At 40.7% G+C, this 21,249-nt stretch carries 13 protein-coding genes and 2 pseudogenes; 13 read left to right on the top strand and 2 right to left on the bottom strand.

What is annotated here, in order from left to right; genetic code table 11:
• Positions 1-107 precede the first annotated feature (107 nt).
• The 6 genes and pseudogenes from P20495_RS16555 to P20495_RS16575 all read left to right on the top strand — a co-directional run bounded on the left by P20495_RS16555 (position 108) and on the right by P20495_RS16575 (position 7,119).
• A complete protein-coding gene (locus tag P20495_RS16555; RefSeq protein WP_008134326.1) occupies positions 108-1,136 on the top strand; it encodes an XdhC family protein in 1,029 nt (342 codons plus the stop codon).
• Complete coding sequence (locus P20495_RS16560; protein ID WP_008134325.1) at positions 1,130-1,744, top strand: nucleotidyltransferase family protein; 615 nt, start codon at positions 1,130-1,132, stop codon at positions 1,742-1,744. The genes P20495_RS16555 and P20495_RS16560 overlap by 7 nt, the downstream gene beginning before the upstream one ends.
• 103 nt (positions 1,745-1,847) lie before the next feature.
• Positions 1,848-2,336 carry a (2Fe-2S)-binding protein gene (locus P20495_RS16565; RefSeq protein WP_008134323.1) on the top strand — a complete coding sequence of 163 codons (489 nt, stop codon included), beginning with the start codon at positions 1,848-1,850 and terminating at the stop codon, positions 2,334-2,336.
• Positions 2,337-2,348: 12 nt separating this feature from the next.
• Positions 2,349-4,640, top strand: a complete 2,292-nt coding sequence (locus tag P20495_RS16570) for a xanthine dehydrogenase family protein molybdopterin-binding subunit (protein WP_008134319.1) — start codon at positions 2,349-2,351, stop codon at positions 4,638-4,640.
• A gap of 95 nt (positions 4,641-4,735) precedes the next feature.
• Positions 4,736-5,706 (top strand): annotated as a pseudogene (gene moaA / locus P20495_RS22765) (GTP 3',8-cyclase MoaA).
• A gap of 414 nt (positions 5,707-6,120) precedes the next feature.
• Positions 6,121-7,119, top strand: a complete 999-nt coding sequence (locus P20495_RS16575; RefSeq protein ID WP_033015114.1) for a GGDEF domain-containing protein — start codon at positions 6,121-6,123, stop codon at positions 7,117-7,119.
• A gap of 30 nt (positions 7,120-7,149) precedes the next feature.
• Here P20495_RS16575 and P20495_RS16580 read toward each other — a convergent pair whose 3' ends face one another.
• Complete coding sequence (locus P20495_RS16580) at positions 7,150-8,088, bottom strand: LysR family transcriptional regulator (protein WP_008134313.1); 939 nt, start codon at positions 8,086-8,088, stop codon at positions 7,150-7,152.
• Positions 8,089-8,207: 119 nt separating this feature from the next.
• Here P20495_RS16580 and P20495_RS16585 point away from each other — a divergent pair, with 119 nt between their 5' ends.
• The 5 genes from P20495_RS16585 to P20495_RS16605 all read left to right on the top strand — a co-directional run bounded on the left by P20495_RS16585 (position 8,208) and on the right by P20495_RS16605 (position 17,728).
• On the top strand, positions 8,208-9,377 hold the full coding sequence (locus P20495_RS16585; protein WP_008134312.1) for an efflux RND transporter periplasmic adaptor subunit: 1,170 nt from the start codon (positions 8,208-8,210) through the stop codon (positions 9,375-9,377).
• Between the two features lie 9 nt (positions 9,378-9,386).
• Positions 9,387-12,539: an efflux RND transporter permease subunit gene (locus tag P20495_RS16590; protein WP_007375508.1), complete on the top strand. Its 3,153-nt coding sequence runs from the start codon at positions 9,387-9,389 to the stop codon at positions 12,537-12,539.
• A complete protein-coding gene (locus P20495_RS16595; protein ID WP_008134311.1) occupies positions 12,532-13,944 on the top strand; it encodes a TolC family protein in 1,413 nt (470 codons plus the stop codon). Before P20495_RS16590 ends, P20495_RS16595 begins: the two co-directional genes overlap by 8 nt.
• 10 nt (positions 13,945-13,954) lie before the next feature.
• On the top strand, positions 13,955-14,983 hold the full coding sequence (locus P20495_RS16600) for a zinc-binding dehydrogenase (RefSeq protein WP_008134310.1): 1,029 nt from the start codon (positions 13,955-13,957) through the stop codon (positions 14,981-14,983).
• A 489-nt stretch (positions 14,984-15,472) separates the two neighbouring features.
• Positions 15,473-17,728: an acyl-CoA dehydrogenase gene (locus tag P20495_RS16605; protein WP_007375505.1), complete on the top strand. Its 2,256-nt coding sequence runs from the start codon at positions 15,473-15,475 to the stop codon at positions 17,726-17,728.
• A 384-nt stretch (positions 17,729-18,112) separates the two neighbouring features.
• On the opposite strand, the pseudogene P20495_RS20160 reads toward P20495_RS16605, so the two are convergent.
• Positions 18,113-18,960 (bottom strand): annotated as a pseudogene (locus P20495_RS20160) (integron integrase).
• Between the two features lie 304 nt (positions 18,961-19,264).
• On the opposite strand from P20495_RS20160, the gene P20495_RS16610 reads away from it, so the two are divergent.
• Entirely contained in the window at positions 19,265-20,098 is an 834-nt protein-coding gene (locus P20495_RS16610; RefSeq protein ID WP_008134300.1) for a tyrosine-type recombinase/integrase, read from the top strand.
• Positions 20,095-21,186 carry an IS91 family transposase gene (locus tag P20495_RS20155; protein ID WP_033015109.1) on the top strand — a complete coding sequence of 364 codons (1,092 nt, stop codon included), beginning with the start codon at positions 20,095-20,097 and terminating at the stop codon, positions 21,184-21,186. The genes P20495_RS16610 and P20495_RS20155 overlap by 4 nt, the downstream gene beginning before the upstream one ends.
• Positions 21,187-21,249 lie beyond the last annotated feature (63 nt).

Below are 21,249 nucleotides of genomic sequence, written 5' to 3'. Positions count from 1 at the left end.
GTAAGGTTGCTGTTCAATTTTTGTAGTTGTTTAAACGAATCTAAAAATTGTCACGTAAAGTGGCAGTAATCATCGGCACACACGATGATTTTTTAAGGTAAAAGTGTATGGTTACTGATTTAAAAAATATATTAAATAGCTGGGAGCCTCTCAAAGATAAACAAGAGTGGGTTTTAGCCACTTTGTATCAAATAGAAGGTTCTAGTTATCGTAAGCTAGGCGCAATGATGCTTATTTCGAGTTTAGGGCAGCGTTTAGGTATGCTCTCTGGTGGTTGCCTAGAGGCTGACATACAGCGACATGCTAAGCAAGTAATGAGCACGTTAACTAGTAAAACGATAAGTTACGATGCAACAGATGAAGATGATTTAACATTTCAGTTAGGTATTGGATGTGGCGGTATAGTGCATATTTTACTTCAGCCAATTCATAAGGCTAACGAGTATTTGCAGCTTGAACATATGAGAAAAGCACTTAACGACAATGTAGCGGGGCACTACCTTCAACAAGTGAACCCTATTATACCTAGTGGCTGTGGGGAATTTGCTCTAAACGCAGAGCAACAAGGTTTATCAATTAATCGAAAAGCTCAACTGATTGAAATTAATGATGCAACGTTTTTAGATATTTCTATTTACCCTGCGCCTCATATACTTATTGTAGGAGGTGGGGCAGACGCGGTGCCTGTTTATACACTTGCTAAACAACTTGGTTGGAGTGTAACCGTATGGGATACGCGTCCAGCAAATGCTAAAAGGCAGTACTTTACAAATGCTGATGCTATTTTACGTTCTAAGCCAAATCAATTACGTGAGTATTGTATAGAAAACAAAGTGGATGCCGCTGTTTTAATGGCCCACAGTGTTGAGCTTGATGCTAGTGTGCTTTGCGTACTCGCTGATATAGCATTTAAATACATAGGTTTACTTGGCCCTAAACATAGACGGGCGCAAGTGCTAACGCAGGCGAATACTTCGCTAGAGAAAGTAAAGTCACCTGTATTTGGTCCTGTAGGCTTAAATCTAGGCGGCGACTCACCAGAGAGCATTGCACTTTCACTCATTAGCGAAATACACGCCGTGTTTTCAAATAAAAATGCCACCTCATTGAGTAACTGGGGAAATGAAAAGTGTTAATCGCTAAGGTGATATTAGCGGCGGGGCAGTCATCACGGTTCAATGGTTGTAAGTTAACTGCCGATATTGGCGCAGGTCAAACGATGATTGAACGTGCGGTTGATGTTATACAAGCACTTGATAGCTCACCTGTATTTGTCGTCACGGGTGCATGGCATAAAGAAGTAAAAAACACGGTCGAAAATAATAAAAATATTAAGCTGATTGAAAATAAACAATGGGATAAAGGGTTAGGTGATTCTATTGCGACAGCCACAAAAGCTATTTTAAAAAATCAGCAGCCAGATGGTATTTTATTTATGCTTGCTGATCAGGTTGAGCTTACTACAGAACATTTGAGTGAATTAGTTGCAAATTTTAAAAAGCATCCTGCTCGTTGGTGTGCTAATTACGGCGAGCGTTTAGGCGTGCCTGCGATATTTCCTAACGTTGATCTATCGAAGCTTAGCGGCTTAACTACAGATAAAGGTGCGCAGCATCTACTGCGTTGCAATGATGAAGAAGTTAATACTGTTAATTTAAAATGTGCGAGTTTGGATATAGACACTCAAGCGCAACTCCATGAGTTTATAGAAAAACGCTGTAAAGCATTTTCACGACAAAAGTAATGAGTAAGGTCAGTAATTACATTTTTTTAATAGTTATAGCAACTCTTTAAGTTATACGTATAACTTAAAGAGTTGCTATAAAAGCTTAATCAAGGGGCAAGCTATGGTGACGTTTACAATTAATGGCAAGGTGATTGAATCACACGCGAGTGAAGATACACCGTTGTTATGGGTTATTCGTGATGAAATTGGACTAAAAGGGACAAAATTTGGTTGTGGTATTGGGATGTGTGGTGCGTGTACTGTGCACTTAGATGGACAAGCTACGCGTTCGTGCTTGTTACCTGTAGGCGCTATTGCGGGCAAAAAAATTACTACCATCGAAGGATTAAATAACGAACACCCACTGCAAAAGGCATGGGTTGACGAACAAGTCCCACAATGTGGTTACTGCCAATCGGGTCAGATAATGCAAGCAGCTACATTACTGGCAACGAACCCAAATCCCTCTGAAGACGAAATAGCCAACTATATGAACGGCAACTATTGCCGTTGTATGGCATACAAACGCATTAAAACAGCGATTCAACGAGCGGCTGATGAGCCACAAAGTGTTGTCAATATTTTTGATCCAAACGCACAAGACGCTTAACTGGAGCTAATAATGAAAAAATTATTTCAAAAAAATAGTGAAACCGTTAATTTAAACCGCCGTTCGTTCATGATTGGTACTGCAAGCGCAGGTTTGGTTATGGCGTTTGCTCCAGCATTTTTTTCGGGCTCGCTAAGCGCTAAAGAATCAATAGCTCAGCAAGCATTCTCTCCTACAATTTGGTGGACAATGAACACCGAAGGTGGCGTTGAAGTAAGCATTGCAAAGGCTGAAATGGGTCAACATATAGGCACTGCATTAGCGCGTATAGTTGCAGATGAGCTGGAATGTGATTGGGAAAAAGTATCAATTACGTATGTAGATACCCATGAAAAATGGGGTTATATGGTAACTGGCGGTTCGTGGTCGGTTTTTCAAAGCTTTAAACCACTCTCCCAAGCAGGTGCCGCTGGTAGAATTGCGCTAATAGAAGCAGGCGCAAAAATGCTGGGTGTGGCTGTGGATACATGCCACGCTGAAAAAGGGTATATAATCTCTGGCGATAAATCTGTTAGTTATGCTGATTTAGTTAAAAAAGGTGAGTTTAATCGTACTTTTACAAGTGAAGAAGTTGCTACTTTACCACTAAAACCTGCCAATAAACGCCATTTAACAGGGCTTAAACAAGATTTTAAAGCGCTTGATATACCAGCTAAAACCAATGGTACTGCTGTGTATGGTATTGACGTAGAAGTTGAGGGGATGCTCTATGCTCGTCCAGTAATTCCGCCAACACGGTTTGGCAGCAAAGTGATAAGTGTTGATGACACAGCAGCAAAAGCTATTAAAGGGTACAAAGGTTATGAGATTTTAACCGACCCGAGTAATACGGTAGAAGGGTGGGTTGTTGTACTTGCTGATAACTACCCCAGTGCCATTAAAGCGGTTGATGTATTAAAGGTTAAGTATAAAAAAGGTAACGCAGCAAACGTAACTGAGTCTGATATTCAAAAAGAGGGTATACGTTTGTGTGAGCAAACCGATTCAGGCACTTTATTTGTTGATGAAGGCAATATTAAGAAAACGCAAAGCGATGCCAAAGAATTACTTGAATCAATGTATACCACAGCGACCGCTAGCCATTACCAATTAGAGCCTTTAAATGCCCTTGCTCAGTATAAAGATGGAAATTGGATTATCCATACCGGTAATCAATGGCAGTCGCTAACACTACCTGCGATAGCTAAAGCACTTGAAGTAGCGCAAGAGAAAGTGATTATTCGCCCTTATTATTTAGGTGGTGGCTTTGGTCGTAGATTATTTGGTGATTGGACTGTACCCGCAGCCCTTACAGCTAAAGCAGTAGGCAAACCTGTAAAACTTGTATTTACTCGCGCTGATGACAGCTTATTTGACCAATCACGCTCAGCTTCTGTTGCAAAAATGACAGCATCGTTTGATAAAAACGGCGTTTTCACGGGCTTAGAACATGCTTTTGCTGCGGGTTGGCCAACCAAAGCAATGGCACCGGGGTTTTTATCCCCAGGTGTTGATGGAAAAGGCAAGTTTGACGCGTTTTCTGCATCGGGTGCCGATCATTGGTATAGCATGAACAGCCATCGCGCAAGAGCCATTAATAATGAGCTTGTACAAAGCACATTCATTCCAGGATGGTTACGCTCGGTTGGGCCAGGTTGGATTGCGTGGAGCCTTGAATCGTTCATTGACGAGGTTGCACACAAACAGGGGAAAGACCCTGTTGCTTTTCGCCTTGAAATGCTAGATGCAAAAGGCAAGCAAGCAGGTAAAGCACCAGAGAGTATCGGCGGGGCAGCACGCTTGCATAACGTACTTACAAAAGTATCTGAAAAAGTAGCCAATATTAAGTTAGGTGAAAGTGAAGGTATCGGCTTTTCAGCGAGTTCAGGGCAAGAACGTACAATGCCTGCATGGATTGCTACAGCGGCACATGTGCATGTAAATCGTGGTAATGGAAAAATTACCCTTAAAAAGCTGTATATTGTTGTTGATGCAGGTTTAATAGTTCATCCTGATGGCGCGTTAGCGCAATTAGAGGGGTCTGCACTTTGGGGAACGAGCCTTGCGTTGCATGAATCAAATACGTATCAAAACGGACAGGTTTCAGCGACCAACTTTAATACTTACTTACCACTTAGAATGAAAGATGTACCGGATATGGATATTGAATTTATACAAAGTGACGAGTTTCCGGTTGGTTTAGGTGAGCCGGGCGTTATTGGTATCGCCCCCGCGATTGGTAATGCCGTGTTTAATGCGGTTGGCGTTCGTTTACGAAACCTACCTATGAAACCAGATGAGCTTAAAAAGGGCTTGTCAACATAAAACAGTAAAAGCAGTATATGTGTAAGAGGTTTGTATTTTAATGCGACCTCTTTAACATGTAATAAATATACTTAAGTTATACCCAAGGTTTAGTTATGTTAGTCGATCCAGCAGGACGAGAATTTAGTTACTTACGTTTATCAATTACCGACGTGTGTAATTTTAAGTGTGTTTATTGTTTACCAAATGGTTATCAATGTGACCACGACCGAGACTTTCTTTCGCTTAATGAAATAAGTAATACAATTAAAGCATTTGCTCATCATGGTATTAAAAAGGTACGTATTACCGGCGGGGAGCCAACGCTTCGAAAAGACTTTATAGATGTCATCCGCGCAGCAAAAGACACAACCGGTATAAGTCAAATCGCCGCGACCACAAATGGTTTTTCTTTACAAAAAACATTAATGATTGGGTAAATGCCGGCTTAAGTGCCATTAATGTGAGTATTGATAGCTTTGATCCACGTATGTTCAACTCAATTACAGGGCACGATAAATTTGCGTCTGTGATGCGTGGTATAGATGCAGCGGTTGATAGCGGTATTTCGTCAGTAAAAATAAATAGTGTACTGATGAGACAATATAACGCCTCAGAGCTAGACACCTTTTTAAGTTGGCTTAAACACCGACCTGTCACTATTCGTTTTATTGAATTGATGCAGACAAACGATAATAAAGATTTTTTTGATGCAAACCATCTCTCAGGTGAATCAATAAAAACCAAGTTATTGCAAAAAGGGTGGCAACGTATCATTCAAGGTGCTTCAGCGGGCCCCGCGCAAGAGTTTTCGCACCCAGATTATCAAGGTAATATTGGCTTAATAATGCCCTATAGCAACGACTTTTGTAGTACCTGCAATAGATTAAGGGTGTCTTCGTTAGGTAATTTACATTTGTGTTTATTCTCTGAAGAGGGCATCTCTCTAAGAGAGCATATGAACAGCGATTCAAACGAAGCGTTAATCGCATTGTTATCGCGCTATATTAAAACTAAAAAGCCATCCCACTTATTGCAACAAGGTAATACGGGTATTACGACTAATTTATCGATGTTGGGTGGCTAGCTGATTTTTAAGTATAAATAAGCCCGCAGCAATAAAGTGTTTTTTTATTACTATGGAAGGGCGATTTAATCGCAGCGTGAAGTTTGCGAATTTGGTAACAGTTTCTGCGTTACTTTCCTTGTTACATCTATGTATGCAACAAGGAATAAATCGCTCTTAGGATGAGCCAACTGACTGCGCGTGTTTGGTATTTATGTTGCGGTATCGCCTATTGATGGGGAATAACCACACTACATAGGCTCTGCCTTCCCTAAAAACCAAACACACTGCTGCAAATTCACCCACCAAAGGTCAACACGGCCTAACTTAACTTACTAAAAACAGTACTAATACTCAGAATTTTATATTTGTAAAGCTTGTTATCTCTATTTTTCACGTTAAACTGGATTTTTATTTCATTATTAAGTTTTATGAATGGATATCGCAGCTCTTAATAGTACTAAAGTTCTGAGATGGAATGTACTTAGGTGGATGTGCTTCTGCTTTGGCAGCTTATCTGCAATCTTTTCTGCCTTTAATTTAACAGTAAACAACTTTTATACACTTGGTTATTTAGAAATATGTTTTTCTTTATATTGTTTGTACACTTTTATTCGCTTAGGTAAACAAGCTCTTCAAGTTTGGCAATCGATTGTAATGTGCGCGCTTATTACATTAATAGTGGTGTTTGGAACTTACATAGCAACGCCTAAAAATGGTGTATTCATTTGGTCATTTGCGCTCCCCATTTTATATTATCTTCTGCTTGGTAAATACCCAGGGGTAATTTTATCTGCGTCCTTACTTAGTCTGCAAAGTATTATCTTATTCGAAAAGTCGCCATTGCTCCCCTTTACCACATTTAATCTAAGCTTAAATTTATCACTCACGTACATAAGTATATGGGCAGTATCACATATTTTTGAAGTGAGTAGGGCACATTCTTCTAAACGATTAAAAAACTTAGCATTACTTGATCCATTAACAGGAGCAGGCAATCGACTTTCAATGAGCCATTATTTTGAAGTGGAACTACAAGATAAATCTCAACTTTTTTTGTTTTTATTAGATTTAGATTTTTTCAAACAAGTGAATGATAAATATGGTCACGATGTTGGCGATAAAGTACTCGTAGAAATTGCTGCATTGTTAAGAGTGACTCTCGCTAAAGGGTATGTATTTAGAGTCGGAGGCGAGGAGTTTGCACTTCTTAGCTCATTCAAAAACGCTGATGATGCGTTTGCCGCTGCAGAAAAGCTAAGATCGATAGTTGAAACCACTAATATAGACATTGACGGTAAAGTGATTAATTTAACCATCAGTATTGGGGTAACTGAATACAAAAATGGTCAAACTCTTCTTGAATTTGTGAACTTAGCAGATAAAGAACTCTATAAAGCAAAACGCCTTGGGCGCAATAAAGTATATGGTTAACGTATTGAAGAAAACTCTACTCAACTTGGTTTAATACATTTGTTCAAAGTTAGGAATGCCATTTTCCCAAATTGGTTTATCTTTTCCTAAGTACTCTCGGACCGCATCAAAAAACAATCGCGTTCGCACAGGTAAGTCACGATGTGGGTAAACAGCATACATAGCACTGTATTCCATCAATTTTATATCCGTTAAGAGCGGAATTAATTTACCATCTGTGATTTCATTGCCAATTATAAATGCGGGTGCTACAAAATAGGCCGTGCCTGAAATTGCTTTCATTAGGAGTACTTCCGCATCGTTTGCACGATATACGCTCTTTATTTTTTGCTCACAAGGCTCACCTTTACTATTGTAGTAATCGACTCCTTCAACCCTTATAGAATTGCTAGCATAGCTTGCTGCGGGCAAATCGGCTAAATCTTCCATTGTTTTAGGCATCCCATAAGTCTCTATAAACTCAGGTGCTGCGACAATCAATAGTCGGTTACGCGCAATTTTACGAGCAATAAGCGATGAATCTTTTGGCTCGCCAACTCTAAATGCTAAATCAAAGCCTTCGGACACAATATCAACGAGCCTATCATCTAAACGAAGTTCTACCTCAACCTGAGGAAAGCGTTTTTGAAAGTTATTCAGTACCGGTTGCAAGTAACGGCGTCCGATCAAGGTTGATGATGTGATTTTTAATACGCCTCGGGGCTCTAAATGGTAGTTTTCAGCCATGCGCACTGTTTCACCAAGCAGCTCTCTTAGCTCAGCGGCTTTTTTTATCATTTCTGCGCCTGCAGCAGTGAGTGAAAATGAGCGAGTCGTGCGATTAAGTAGCCTAACGCCGAGTTCGTCTTCTAAGCGACTAATTTGCTTAGAAATAACAGAACGGTCAATGTTACGAATTTCAGCCGCTTTGGCAAAAGAGCCTTGTTCTACCACCTCAAGCAACATCAAAAGCCGACTTGTCGTATCCATTATTACATCCTAATTAATTTATTGATGCCATTTTGGCACTAATGAATTTAAAAATCTATGCTTTTTGTCCGCAAGCTTAATACGTACTATGCAACACTAATTATAAAAGGAGCGTCTTCATGAAAAAACATTTAATTGCTGCTGCACTCGCTGGCGCATTATTAACACTTGCGGGTTGTGCTGACGAAAGCACACCACCTTCAGCTCAGGCGCAACATCTTCAACCAATTGATGTTGCAACGGTACTTGTTAAACCAGTACAGAGTTGGCACACCTATACAACGCGTTTAGAGTCTCCTCAAGAAGTGGCATTAATGCCGCGTGTGTCAGGTGTTATTGATCACATTGCATTTAATGAAGGCGACAATGTTAAAAAGGGCGACCTATTATTTAAGTTAGATGACCGCCCATTTGCGGCTGTGGTAGCAAGCCTTGAAGCACAAATTAACAGTGCACAAGCTGCATTAGAACAAGCAAAAAGTGAAGCTAAACGCGCGGTACGTTTAACACAGCGTAAAGCAATCTCTACTGAGCAGGCTGAATCTCGTACATCTGTTTTACGCCAACGTGAAGCACAGCTTGCTGCTTTGCAAGCACAGCTTACATCAGCCGAACTAGATTTAGAATTCACTTCAATTGTATCGCCAATTGATGGTGTTATTTCGCGTGCAAACATTACTAAAGGCAATAATATTATTGCGGGTCAAAGTGTATTAACAAGTATTGTTTCTAATGAAAAAATGTATGCATACTTTGATATTGATGAACGCACTTGGAATAGTGCTTTTAGTAATGTAACAGCCGCTAGCCGCCAGCCTGTTGTTATGCAAAAAGTAGGGCAACACGACTTTGCATACAAAGGGTATATCAACTTTATTGATAACCAAATTAATGCCTCTACGGGTACTTTGCGTGTGCGCGCTGTATTTGACGAAGATAATAACCAACTTCGTTCAGGGTCATTTGCGCGTATTAAATTAGCGGCGAATTCAATTAGTGAACAAATTATTGTGCCAGACAGAGCAATCGGCACTGATTTAAAAAATCGCTTTGTATTAACCGTTGGCGAAAACAACGTATTGCAGTACAAATTAGTCACTGTGGGTGAGCGTTATGGTTCGCTTCGCGCAGTAACATCGGGTTTGTCTGAAGGTGATGTGATTGCCGTAAATGGTCCTGCTCGCGTAGGCCCAGGTATGCCAATTGCACCAAACACAGTGACAATAGACAGCAGTGATGTTGCATTCACACTCTCTAATGACGAATCACGCTTAGTGGCTAAGCAATAAGGTTTATTGATGAAATTTTCACACTTTTTTATTCAACGGCCGATATTTGCGGCTATGTTGTCTTTAGTTATTTTAATTGCAGGTGGCATTTCTTTATTTCAGCTACCGGTCAGTGAATATCCAGAAGTTGTTCCACCAACAGTAGTTGTAACAGCAAGTTACCCCGGTGCTAACCCAACGGTTATTGCTCAAACAGTGGCAACACCACTGGAGCAAGAAATAAACGGCACTGAAAACATGTTGTACATGTTTTCACAAGCAACCAGCGATGGGCGTATGACCCTAACGGTAACATTTGCATTGGGTACCGATTTAGACCGTGCTCAAGTACAAGTACAAAACCGTGTAAACAGTGCATTGCCGCGTTTGCCAGAAGAAGTACAACGTTTAGGCGTGGTAGCCGAAAAGTCATCACCGGATCTAACCATGGTGGTGCATTTATATTCGCCAGAAAAAACACACGATACCGCGTATTTATCTAACTATGCCGATTTGTATGTTAAAGACGAAATTGCACGACTACCTGGTGTAGGCGACATTCGCTTATTTGGTGCGGGCAAATACTCAATGCGGGTATGGTTAAACCCAGATGCATTAGCAGCACGTGAGCTAACAGCAACCGATGTTGTAACTGCGCTTCGTTCGCAAAACCAACAAGTGGCCGCAGGTAGCTTAGGTGCTCAGCCGGTATCAAACGACAGCCAATTCCAAATACTATTAAATGTGAAAGGGCGTTTAAATAGTATTGAAGAGTTTGAACAAGTAATTATTAAAGTAGGCGATGAAGGTCAGTTAACACGTTTATCTGATATTGCACGTGTTGAATTAGGGCAAGATACTTACTCACTGCGCGCAGAGTTAGACACTCAACCAGCGCTCGCAATGCCTATATTTCAGCGCCCAGGTTCTAATGCTATTGAGCTTTCGGATCAAGTGCGCGAAACCATGGCGCGTTTATCAAAAGATTTTCCTGAAGGGGTTAAATACGACATTGTTTACGATCCTACTGTATTTGTACGCGGCTCGATTGACGCAGTAATTGCAACGTTACTTGAAGCCATTGTACTGGTTGTAATTGTAGTTATTGTATTTTTACAAACATGGCGTGCGTCTATTATCCCGCTTATTGCTGTGCCTATTTCACTTATTGGTACGTTTGCTGTTATGCAGTGGTTGGGTGTGTCGATTAATACCTTATCGTTATTTGGATTAGTACTTGCCATAGGTATTGTTGTAGATGATGCGATTGTAGTAGTAGAAAACGTTGAGCGTAATATAGAGCAAGGTTTATCACCACTTGAAGCCACCCGCGTTGCTATGAACGAAGTAACCGGCCCTATTATTGCTATTGCATTGGTATTAAGTGCAGTATTTATTCCAACCGCCTTTATTACGGGTTTGTCTGGTCAGTTTTATAAGCAATTTGCACTTACAATTACAATTTCGACTATTATCTCAGCGTTTAATTCATTAACACTTTCACCTGCATTAGCAGCGCTGTTATTAAAATCGCACGATGCAAAACCAGATGCATTTACACGTTTACTAAATAAATTATTTGGTCGTTGGTTATTTAAACCATTCAACCGCATATTTGACCGTGGCGCAAAGGGCTACGAAAAATTGGTTAAAAAGCTAATTCGCCTAAGCCTAATTGCTATGGTGGCCTATGTTGCACTGGTTGGCGGTACAATTAAACTGTTTGATACCGTACCTGGTGGCTTTATTCCACAACAAGATAAGCAATACTTAGTGGCGATTGCTCAGTTACCAGACGCAGCAAGCCTTGACCGTACTGAAGATGTATTAAGACAGATGCAGCAAATTGCCTTAGATGTGCCGGGTGTTGCGCATACGGTTGCTTTTCCTGGCCTATCTGTTAATGGTTTTACTAACAGCCCTAACAGCGGCATAGTTTTTACCCCTTTAGATGCGTTTGAAGACCGCGCCGATCCAAGTAAATCAGCTATGGCAATTGCCGCGCAGCTAAACCAACGGTTTGCCGCAATTGATGAAGCATTTGTCGCGGTATTCCCACCACCGCCAATTCAAGGTTTAGGCACAACAGGTGGCTTTAAGTTGCAAATTGAAGACCGATCAAACAAAGGATTCGAAGCGTTATTTAATAGCCTGCAAACGGTTATTGGTAAAGCACAGCAAGATCCTGCGTTAATGGGGCTTTACTCAAGTTTTCGTATTCAAGTACCACAAATGGATATAGATGTAGACCGCGAACAAGCACTAATTCAGGGTATTCCACTTGATGAAGTATTTAATGCATTACAAATTTACTTAGGTTCGGTGTATGTAAATGACTTTAACTTGTTTGGTCGTACGTACCAGGTAAATGCGCAAGCAGATGCTGATTACCGTTTAGACCCTGACCAAATCCTTAATTTAAAAGTAAGAAACCGCGCGGGTAACATGGTGCCATTAGGTTCAGTATTAACGGTTACACCAACAATTGGTCCTGACCGTGTAATGCATTACAACGGCTACCCAAGTGCAGAACTTAACGGCAGCCCAGCGCCGGGTTACAGCTCAGATCAAGCACAGCTGGCGATTGAAGCAATCCTTGCTGATAACTTGCCAAGTGGTATTGAATACGAGTGGACTGAGGTTACTTACCAACAAGTACTTGCGGGTAATACCATGGTGTATGTATTCCCACTGGTAGTGCTACTGGTATTTATGGTACTTGCTGCTCAGTATGAAAGCTTGCGTTTACCATTGGCTATTATTTTAATCGTGCCAATGACCATATTTTCAGCGTTACTTGGTGTGTGGTTTGTAGGTTCAGACAACAATATATTTACGCAAATAGCATTAATCGTATTAGTTGCCTTGGCATCCAAAAATGCGATTCTTATGATTGAATTTGCGAAAGATCAAAATGAGACTGGATTATCACATTTTGATGCCATATTAGCGGCGTGTCGTATGCGCCTGCGCCCAATATTAATGACCTCAATTGCGTTTACAGCTGGTGTTATACCGCTTGTATTGGCAACCGGCGCAGGAGCCGAAATGCGCCATGCAATGGGTAATGCCGTGTTCTCAGGCATGATTGGTGTAACCGTGTTTGGCTTATTGTTTACACCGGTATTTTATATGCTTGTAGTAAATAAAAAAGAAAAAGCGCAGGAGTTACCACATGAATAAGTTAGCAAATAAAACGCTAAAAACACGCTTAACAATAAGTACTGTATTGGTGACTGCGTTTTTATCAGGCTGTGCGAGCAAAATAGATACGCTCAGTGAGCAAAACGCAATTAATGAGTTTGTTGCAAAAGCAGCCGTTGCTGAGCAGCTTACTGGCGCTGACGAAACAAGCTGGTGGAAAGGGCTTGAATCAAGCCAATTGAATCAGCTGGTAACTCAGGCACTTGCAAATAACTACGATTTAAAAACTAGCCAATTAACGCTTAAAAGTGCGCTCGCACGATTAGGTGAGCAAAAAGCACAATACCTGCCGCAAGGTGGTGCTGAAATTAGTGCTCAGCGCAGTGGCCTAGGCGATGTAAATAGCCGCCAATCAACTGCTAATTTAGCGCTCGACTGGCAACTTGATTTGTTTGGGCGCATTACAGCATTGGTTGATGCGGCAAATGCATCGGCTATGAGCCAAGCAGAGCAAGTACGTTTACTTCAGATTGAAGTAGTCACGTCGGTTGTTAAAGGGTTTGTAAGCTATCAGGGTAATGTTGAAAAACAACACATTGTAGCGCTGCAAATAGAAGCGCTTGAACAAAGCATAGACGTACTACAAGCTCGCGTTGATGAAGGTGTTGCAAGCGAACTTGATTTAAATCGTACTATGGCGCAGCTTAGACAGCAGCAAGCACTTGTTCCTGCTTTTGAATATGCAAAATATCGCGACCTGTCAACGCTTGCCGTGCTTACTGGGCGTTTAACGCAAAACGTTGAATTAAGTAATGAACAAGCTATTTTAGAGCATGAGTTTAAGGTGTCTCTTAATGAGCCAAATAATGCAATTGCGCTAAGACCCGATATTAGTCGTGCGCTTTATGACTTTAGCCAAGCTAACAGTTTAAGTGTTGCCGCAAGCAAAGCGTTATTGCCAGATATAAGTTTAAGTGGTTTTGCTGGAGTACTTAGTTTAGGTAGTAATGGCTTTAGTGATACACAACAACAGTGGCAAGTAGCGCCGCAGTTACAGTGGTCTATTTTAAGTTATCCTGCGCTTTTAGCGCAGCGTGACGCGCAGCAGTTTTTAAGTGAGGCCGCTTACAGCGATTATCAACAAGTGGTGTTAAGTGCACTAAGTGAAAGTGAACTTTCACTGCAATTGTTGGTCAATCAAGCACAGCAAAAACGCTTTGCCGATGAGCGTTATGACTTTGCTAATAAAGCATTTTTACAAGCACAGGCAATGTACGAAGAAGGGCAAATTCCTTATCTTGAGTTGTTAGATGCGCGTCAGGATGTTTTAATAGCGCAAGAGAACGCTGTCGATTCAAAAATTTCATCGCTACTAGCTAAAGTTAATGCTTATCAGTCATTTAACGGGCGATGGAGTTATGCTTTAAGCAACACTAAGAAGTAGAGTTATATTGATGCCTAATACTGATGTTACACATGAATACACTATACCGCACACTATGCGCGCCATTGTATTACCAGAGCCAAACGAAGAAATTAGCTTGGCTGACGTTCAATTGCCTGTCCCAGAGTGTGCAGACAACGAATTGCTTATTAAAGTTGAATACGTTGGCTTAAATCCTGTTGATGGGCAATTTGCCAAATCGGGTTTTTGTAATTGGCAATACCCCCATGTTTTAGGTCTTGACGCCGTGGGAGTGGTGGTAAAAGCAAATAAAGGCGTTTTTCCTAGCGTGGGTGAGCGGGTCATGTGGCATGCCAGTGTGGGTGGTCAAGGTGTATTGAGTGAATACACAAAAGTACCTAACTACGCAGTATCGGTATTACCAGCAGGGTTAAGCCCTGCGGTGGCCGCTATTTTGCCTTGTGCCGGTATGGCTGCACTTATAAGCATAGACAAATTAAGTATTAACGAAGGCGACACTGTACTTATCGAAGGTGGTGCGGGGGCCGTAGGGCAGTTTGCTATTCAGTATGCTAAGCAGCGGGGGGCAAACGTTTTTGCAACTGCATCGAAAAGAAACCATAAACTGGTTAAGCAGTTAGGTGCTGAGGTGGTTTTTGATTACAACGATAAAAAGTTGTGTGACAAAATTCGCAGAGAGCTCGGCCCACAAGGTTTTGATGCCGTTATAGATACAATTGGTGGTGAGTCAACAGCTCGTAATATTGAGTTAATGCGTTTTTGCGGCAAAATTGCATGCCTAAATCCATTGCCATGCTTTGATCAGGACCTAATGTATCGCAGAGCGCCCAATATTAGCGTGGTATCGCTTGGTGGTGCATGGCTTGCTAATAGTTTATGTGCGCAACAGCGTTTAAGCTTTATGGGTAACTTATTGCTAGAAGGCGCGTGTAATGGCGATATTAAAACGCCTGCACTCACCGCAGTTGAGTTTAATGCACAGGCTGTGTCTGATGCGCTTAATAAGCAATTAGCGGGTGGCTTTACGGGTAAACAAGTTGTTCATGTAGCTCCATAAGCATACGTCACTTTAAAAAACGCAGCATTTTTGCTGCGTTTTTTTATGCCTATTTTATGTATTTTGCATCCCACCAAATCGTATTTTTATTTATTAACCTGAACTTTGGTTAAGAGATTTACTAACATATTGAATCATGGTGATATTTAAATTTATTTTCTCTAGCCAGAGATTTTCAATGAAAACAAGGCGAATTTACGCGTCAATAGCTGGCCTATTGCAAGTAAATTCAACGCAGTTAGCGCTGAAAATAGCTGCTAGAGATAGATTTATTATCCAGAGTTCAGGTTTATTAGCTGTTTTATTCGTCATTTTAATAAAAACAGTTATTTTCAGCGTACAACTGTAAGCCTTTGTGTTTCAACAGTTTACGTTCAGGTAAAGAAAATAAATTGAAAAAACTGTTAATTAATTGAATAGAGTAATTGATCTAAACGATTTTTTATGACGTAATGTAGGTATTATTTAGCTGGTCGGATGAGTTCAATCATGAGTTTACGTACAAAACTAAAAAAAGTATTACCAAGTATTTCTATCACTGAACAAGAAGCGTTAGACGCGGGTGATGTATGGCTCGAAGGGTCTATCTATCAAGGTAAACCTGATTTCAGCGCATTGCGCGACGTACCTGCAGCTACATTAAGCGCAGACGAGCAAGCATTCTTAGACGGTCCAGTAAAAGAACTACTGGGCATGATTGACGATTCAGTGATTCAAAACGGCATTCATCTACCAAATGACATCTTAGAATTTTTGAAAAAAGAGCGTTTTTTCTCGCTTATCATTCCTAAGTCGTTTGGTGGTTTAGAGTTTAGCCCTTATGCAAACTCTACTATTGTTGGCACAATTGCGACTAAAAGTTCAGCAGTTGCGGTAACCGTCATGGTTCCAAACTCGTTAGGCCCAGGTGAGTTACTACTTCACTTTGGTACGCAAGAACAGCAAGCACATTACCTACCACGCCTAGCAAATGGTACAGATATTCCATGTTTTGCATTAACAAGCCCAGAAGCGGGTTCTGATGCAGGCGGTATTCCTGATGTTGGTAAAGTAACTAAAGGTATGTACAACGGCGAAGAAGTCCTTGGTTTAGAAATTACTTGGGACAAGCGCTACATTACACTAGCACCTATTGCTACCGTACTTGGTTTAGCATTTAAAGTAGTTGACCCTGATGGTTTATTAGGTGGTAAAGAAAACTTAGGTATTACCTGTGCACTTATTCCAAAAGAGCACCCAGGTGTTGAGCTTGGTAATCGCCACGACCCTATGGGTATTCGTTTCTACAACGGTACTACACGTGGTAACAAAGTATTTGTACCAATGGATTTTGTTATCGGTGGACAGAAAAACATCGGCCGTGGTTGGCAAATGCTGGTTAGCTGTTTAGGTGCCGGCCGTGGTATTTCATTACCTGCGCTAGGTGTGAGTACAGCACAAGTTGCATTTAAATCAGCGTCTGAATACGCAGCAGTGCGTGAACAGTTTGGTTTAGCGATTGGCCAATTTGAAGGTATTCAAGAAAAACTAGCTGACATTGCAGGTAAAACATACCTACAAGAAGCAATGCGCGTACTTACAACTGAAGGCTTAGGCATGGGCTTAAAGCCATCAGTAGTAACCGCAATCGCTAAATACCACATGACAGAGCTTGGTCGCGACGTACTTGATTCAGCAATGGATATTCAAGCAGGAAAAGCGATTCAAAACGGTCCACAAAATACCTTAGCAAGTGGTTATGTTGCTCAGCCGATTGCCATTACGGTAGAAGGCGCGAACATTCTTACTCGTAACCTAATGATTTTTGGTCAAGGTGTTATGCGTTGTCACCCATATTTACAATCTATGGTTGAGTCAATTCATAGCGAAGACAAAGGCGCAGATAAAGAATTTAACGGTATTTTACGTAAAACAATTGGCTACAGCACAGCAAACAGCTTACGTGCTTTCCGCCTTGGTGTTTTACCATTTACAGCAAGTGCAAACTCTGAATTACCAGAAGTACGCGACTACGAAAAAGCAGTACATAAGTTATCTGCAAAACTTGCAGTGTACGCAGATTTTTCGTTACTTGTACTTGGCGGTAAGTTAAAACAAGCAGAAATGCTATCGGCACGTTTAGGCGATGTAATGAGCTTCTTATATGCAGCTATGGCATCAATTAAATATTACGAGCAAAAAGTATCAAGTAGTGACCGTGAGCAAGCAGCGCCGTATTTCCATTACGCGACGCGTTTTGCACTACAAAGTGCTGAAGAAGCATTGCATAAGTTTTTAGATAACTTCCCTGCAAGTGGTACACGTAAGTTTATTCGTTTCATTACAATGAACTACTCAACTAAAATGCCAAAAATTAGCGATGATTTAATCCGCGAACTAGCTAAGCAAGCTCAGCTAGATACCGCATTTAAAGCGCAAATTACGCATTTAGTTAAGCCAGTTGAGGGCGATGGTCATCATATTAATGAGCAAGCTTACAAAGCTAAAATGGCATCACTTGGCGAGCTGGCTAAAGTTAAAAAAGCACTACGTGCTAAAGTAATTAAACCAGGTGCACGTTTTAACATTACGCTTGATAACGCACTAGCGGCGAACGTAATTACCCAAGCTGAACACGTTCAGTTAATTGATTACAACATCAAACGTGAAAAAGCGATTCGTGTAGATGAGTTCGATTTTGATATGAACATACTAGACGATAACGCACAGCCGATTAACCCGCTTAAAAGCGTAGTTAATCAGTAAAATTAAATTCAATGATGCAAAGCGCCCGCAGTATCGGCGCTTTTATTTTTGATTAAAAAATTAGTGTGGAGCCCCGTTTGTGTAAAAACAAGCGGGGCTTTTTTATGTTTTTTAAAAGTAGAAATAGATGGCGGTATTGGTCTTAAAGCGAATATGTATGCGTAGAGGATTAAAAAGAGACGCTTATAATCTTGAAAAAGGGCTAACAACCCCGTTAGCACCTTGCTGCAATACATGAGTAGCATAACCACTGAATTAAAACGTTGAACATTTTAGCGTTCTAAATAACTCATTAACTGCGTTAAAAACTTCTCATATAGATAAACTATATAACTAAGTTTTTGCCTTGTTACTGAGCTATTTATTTGTCGCTATAATTGCTCACTAATTCAATACAGCGGGTATTATGTGCGTAGTGCGCACATCGCTGTGACCTAGCTGTGTTTGTACTGTGCGGATATCAGCGCCGCTTTGCAGCAAATGCGTAGCGAAAGAGTGGCGCAAAGTATGTGGCGTAACATGTTTGTTAATTTCAGCTTTTGCTGAAGATAGTTTAACTGCCTTTCTTACCCCTGAATGATCTAAGTGGTGACGTCTTATTTCTCCTGTTTCAGGGTCCGTACTTAATTTATGTGATGGGAACAAAAACTGCCATTGTAAAGACTTATTAGCGCTTGGGTGTTTTTTACTAAGTCGATGAGGCATCCATACACCGGCGTACGCATCATTTTTTAAATCTAACTGTAAATATTCATCAACTTAAATTATTTGATTTCTTAGCATTGGTATTAATTCTTCAGCAAGTGTCACAATACGATTTTTATTACCCTTACCGTTCCAAATGCGTATGTTTTTATAGTCGAAGTCAATATCTTGAACTCTTATTTTTACTGCTTGCATCAGCCGTAAACCACTTCCATATAGCAGGCTTGATATCAAATAATGTCGTTTATTTATATTTCTAAAAAATAGCGATACCTCAGTTTGTGTAAGTACGACAGGAAGTTTCTGTTGGCGGTTACTTGTGTTCTCGCTGCCACTTTTTTAGTGACTGTTAAGTGATTTAAAAATATTTCAACTTCATTATTGCCCATACTGGTAGGGTGCCGCTTATTATGAAAATGGATATAGGCAGTAATCCAAAAGACATAAGTTTCAATAGATTTTTTAGCATAATGATGGCTATACATATAGTTGATAATACTATTAAGGAAAGGGAACTTAGTTTTCATTTTAAATCTCAATTAGCTGTATTTATATACAGTATTGGCGTTTTTCCTCCTAAGTCAAGAAATGAGGACGTTTTCCTCTTTTCTGCATTTTAATAAAAGAACAGCCTGACTTAAAGTTTAAAGCTGGCAATGTGTTACAGGATTTGTTATTAATATGAAAAACAATTAAGGGGACATACATTAATCATAAAAAGAGGAAAGTGTCCTCTGATAAAGCTGTTGAACTAAGCCGCTACGCGGAGATCCTATTCTGACCATTTGAGCCACACTTACCTTGGGGTTATCCCATATTTGGAGGTAAGTCATGAATACACTCATTGAACAAGTCAAAACTGAAATAGCCTACCGTGGTTATTCACAAAGTACCTGTAAAAGTTACTGCGAGCATTTGCTTAAACTCAGCCATTATTTTAATAAACCACTCGATTTAATTACTGATGATGAGCTGAATATCTTTTTTAAAGATCCCGCCATTCGCAAGCTCTCCAGAGCGAGTCAAAAAATACAAATAAACAGCATTTGGTTTCTGTTTAAGAATATTTTACATCGCCCATTGAACTTAGACATAGCCTTGCCTAAAGCAAAACCTCGGGCACCTACTTATTTATCGCGTGATGATATTCGACGACTTATAGAAAGTTGCACGGATATGCGCTTAAAAACATTGATAGTGGTGTGTTATGGATGTGGTTTGCGTATTGGCGAACTGCTGCGCATCAAAGTGCAAGATATCGATGGACAGCGTAAAACCATTTTAATTGAACAGGGTAAAGGAGATAAGTCACGCTATGTTGTTGTATCAGATAGCGTGCTAAATCAATTACGTTGCTATTGGAAAATATATCACCCAACGGGCTGGATGTTTTATTCACGATGGTTAATGGATAAACCCATGTCACCCTCAAGCTTCAGAAAGGCATTGAAAAAACATGCACAAATGTGTGGTTTAAAGCACTGTAATCCACATGTATTACGCCATGCTTATGCAACACACCAACTTGAATCAGGTATGCCACTTCATCAACTGCAACATCAGCTTGGTCACAGTGATATTAAAACCACACAAAGTTATTTACATTGGTTACCAGAGTTAGGTCATGGCGGCATTGATTTACTTGCGAGCTGGAGTAAACAATGAGCGCTTTACACCTCGCTGATATTTTAAACTCACATCTTGAGAATTATCGCCAGCATCATACGATGAGCTATCAACAACTGCGTGTCTGTCAGCACCTTCAATCATGCAGAACGGGTCAGCTCGGTTACCAAGCATGGCAATGTGATAACTGTAGTGAAGTACAACAAATTGGATGTAGTTGTCGAGACCGTCATTGCCCACGTTACCAAGGTATGGCAACGGCTAAATGGGTGCAAAAACAGCAGGAGGATTTATTACCGTGTCGGTATTTCCACCTTGTTTTTACGCTCCCACATGAGTTAAATGTCATTGCGCACTACAACCCAAACGTGTTGTATCACTGTTTATTTAAAGCCGCATGGCAAACGCTGTGTAAATTTGCGAAACGAAAGAGGCATGGTCAGTTAGGTATGACAAGCGTACTGCATACGTGGGGGCAGAACTTAAGTCAGCATATTCACCTGCATTGCTTGATACCCGCAGGTGCGCTTGATAAAGCGCAATGGCATGAAATAGAAAAAGGTTATTTATACCCCGTTAAAGCATTATTAACGGTCTTTAGAGGAAAAATGCTCGCGGCGCTCAATGAATGCGATAGTTCATTAGCGAAGATAAGTACGCCAGCCAAATGGTGCGTGTATAGCAAAGCCTGTTTAACGTACAGTGAAAAGTTAGTCAGTTACCTTGCACGTTATACCCGAAAAGGCGTGATGTCAGAATCGCGATTAGTGTCAGCGACTGAAGAAACAGTGAGCTTTAAATACCGCGATTATGCAGATAACAACCGCGATAAAGTCATGACTCTGAGTTGTGATGAATTTTTACGGCGCTACTTACAACATGTATTGCCCAAAGGGTTTATGCGCATTCGCCACTATGGCTTTTTAGCTAATGCGTGTCGCAAACGAAAGTTAGGGTTAATAAAGGCTCAAGTATCAGCAACCCCATGCAAAGCGGTGAAGCCGAAGGTAGAGCAAGAACGATTAATACCCCATTGGCCTTGCCAGTCATGCAAGACGGGTACCTTACGATTTATTGGTGTGATGAATTTAGATGAGGCGACAAATAAAATAGCGCGAACGAGTTAGCAGCCTTGCTTGCTGCATCAAATTAATAAGTTAACCTGCTTAATTGCTCAGGCTAATAGCGGC

The sequence above is a fragment of the Pseudoalteromonas sp. BSi20495 genome (genome assembly GCF_000241185.1).
In the GTDB taxonomy this organism is placed as follows: domain Bacteria; phylum Pseudomonadota; class Gammaproteobacteria; order Enterobacterales; family Alteromonadaceae; genus Pseudoalteromonas; species Pseudoalteromonas fuliginea.
This window is presented reverse-complemented; position numbering and strand designations above follow the sequence as displayed.

What these genes read in the sequence shown, in the direction of transcription:
- P20495_RS16555 (WP_008134326.1), top strand. Translation starts at nt 108, where the DNA reads ATGGTTACTGATTTAAAAAATATATTAAATAGCTGGGAGCCTCTCAAA.
- P20495_RS16565 (WP_008134323.1), top strand. Translation starts at nt 1,848, where the DNA reads ATGGTGACGTTTACAATTAATGGCAAGGTGATTGAATCACACGCGAGT.
- P20495_RS16570 (WP_008134319.1), top strand. Translation starts at nt 2,349, where the DNA reads ATGAAAAAATTATTTCAAAAAAATAGTGAAACCGTTAATTTAAACCGC.
- P20495_RS16575 (WP_033015114.1), top strand. Translation starts at nt 6,121, where the DNA reads ATGGATATCGCAGCTCTTAATAGTACTAAAGTTCTGAGATGGAATGTA.
- P20495_RS16580 (WP_008134313.1), bottom strand. Translation starts at nt 8,088, where the DNA reads ATGGATACGACAAGTCGGCTTTTGATGTTGCTTGAGGTGGTAGAACAA.
- P20495_RS16585 (WP_008134312.1), top strand. Translation starts at nt 8,208, where the DNA reads ATGAAAAAACATTTAATTGCTGCTGCACTCGCTGGCGCATTATTAACA.
- P20495_RS16590 (WP_007375508.1), top strand. Translation starts at nt 9,387, where the DNA reads ATGAAATTTTCACACTTTTTTATTCAACGGCCGATATTTGCGGCTATG.
- P20495_RS16595 (WP_008134311.1), top strand. Translation starts at nt 12,532, where the DNA reads ATGAATAAGTTAGCAAATAAAACGCTAAAAACACGCTTAACAATAAGT.
- P20495_RS16600 (WP_008134310.1), top strand. Translation starts at nt 13,955, where the DNA reads ATGCCTAATACTGATGTTACACATGAATACACTATACCGCACACTATG.
- P20495_RS16605 (WP_007375505.1), top strand. Translation starts at nt 15,473, where the DNA reads ATGAGTTTACGTACAAAACTAAAAAAAGTATTACCAAGTATTTCTATC.
- P20495_RS16610 (WP_008134300.1), top strand. Translation starts at nt 19,265, where the DNA reads ATGAATACACTCATTGAACAAGTCAAAACTGAAATAGCCTACCGTGGT.
- P20495_RS20155 (WP_033015109.1), top strand. Translation starts at nt 20,095, where the DNA reads ATGAGCGCTTTACACCTCGCTGATATTTTAAACTCACATCTTGAGAAT.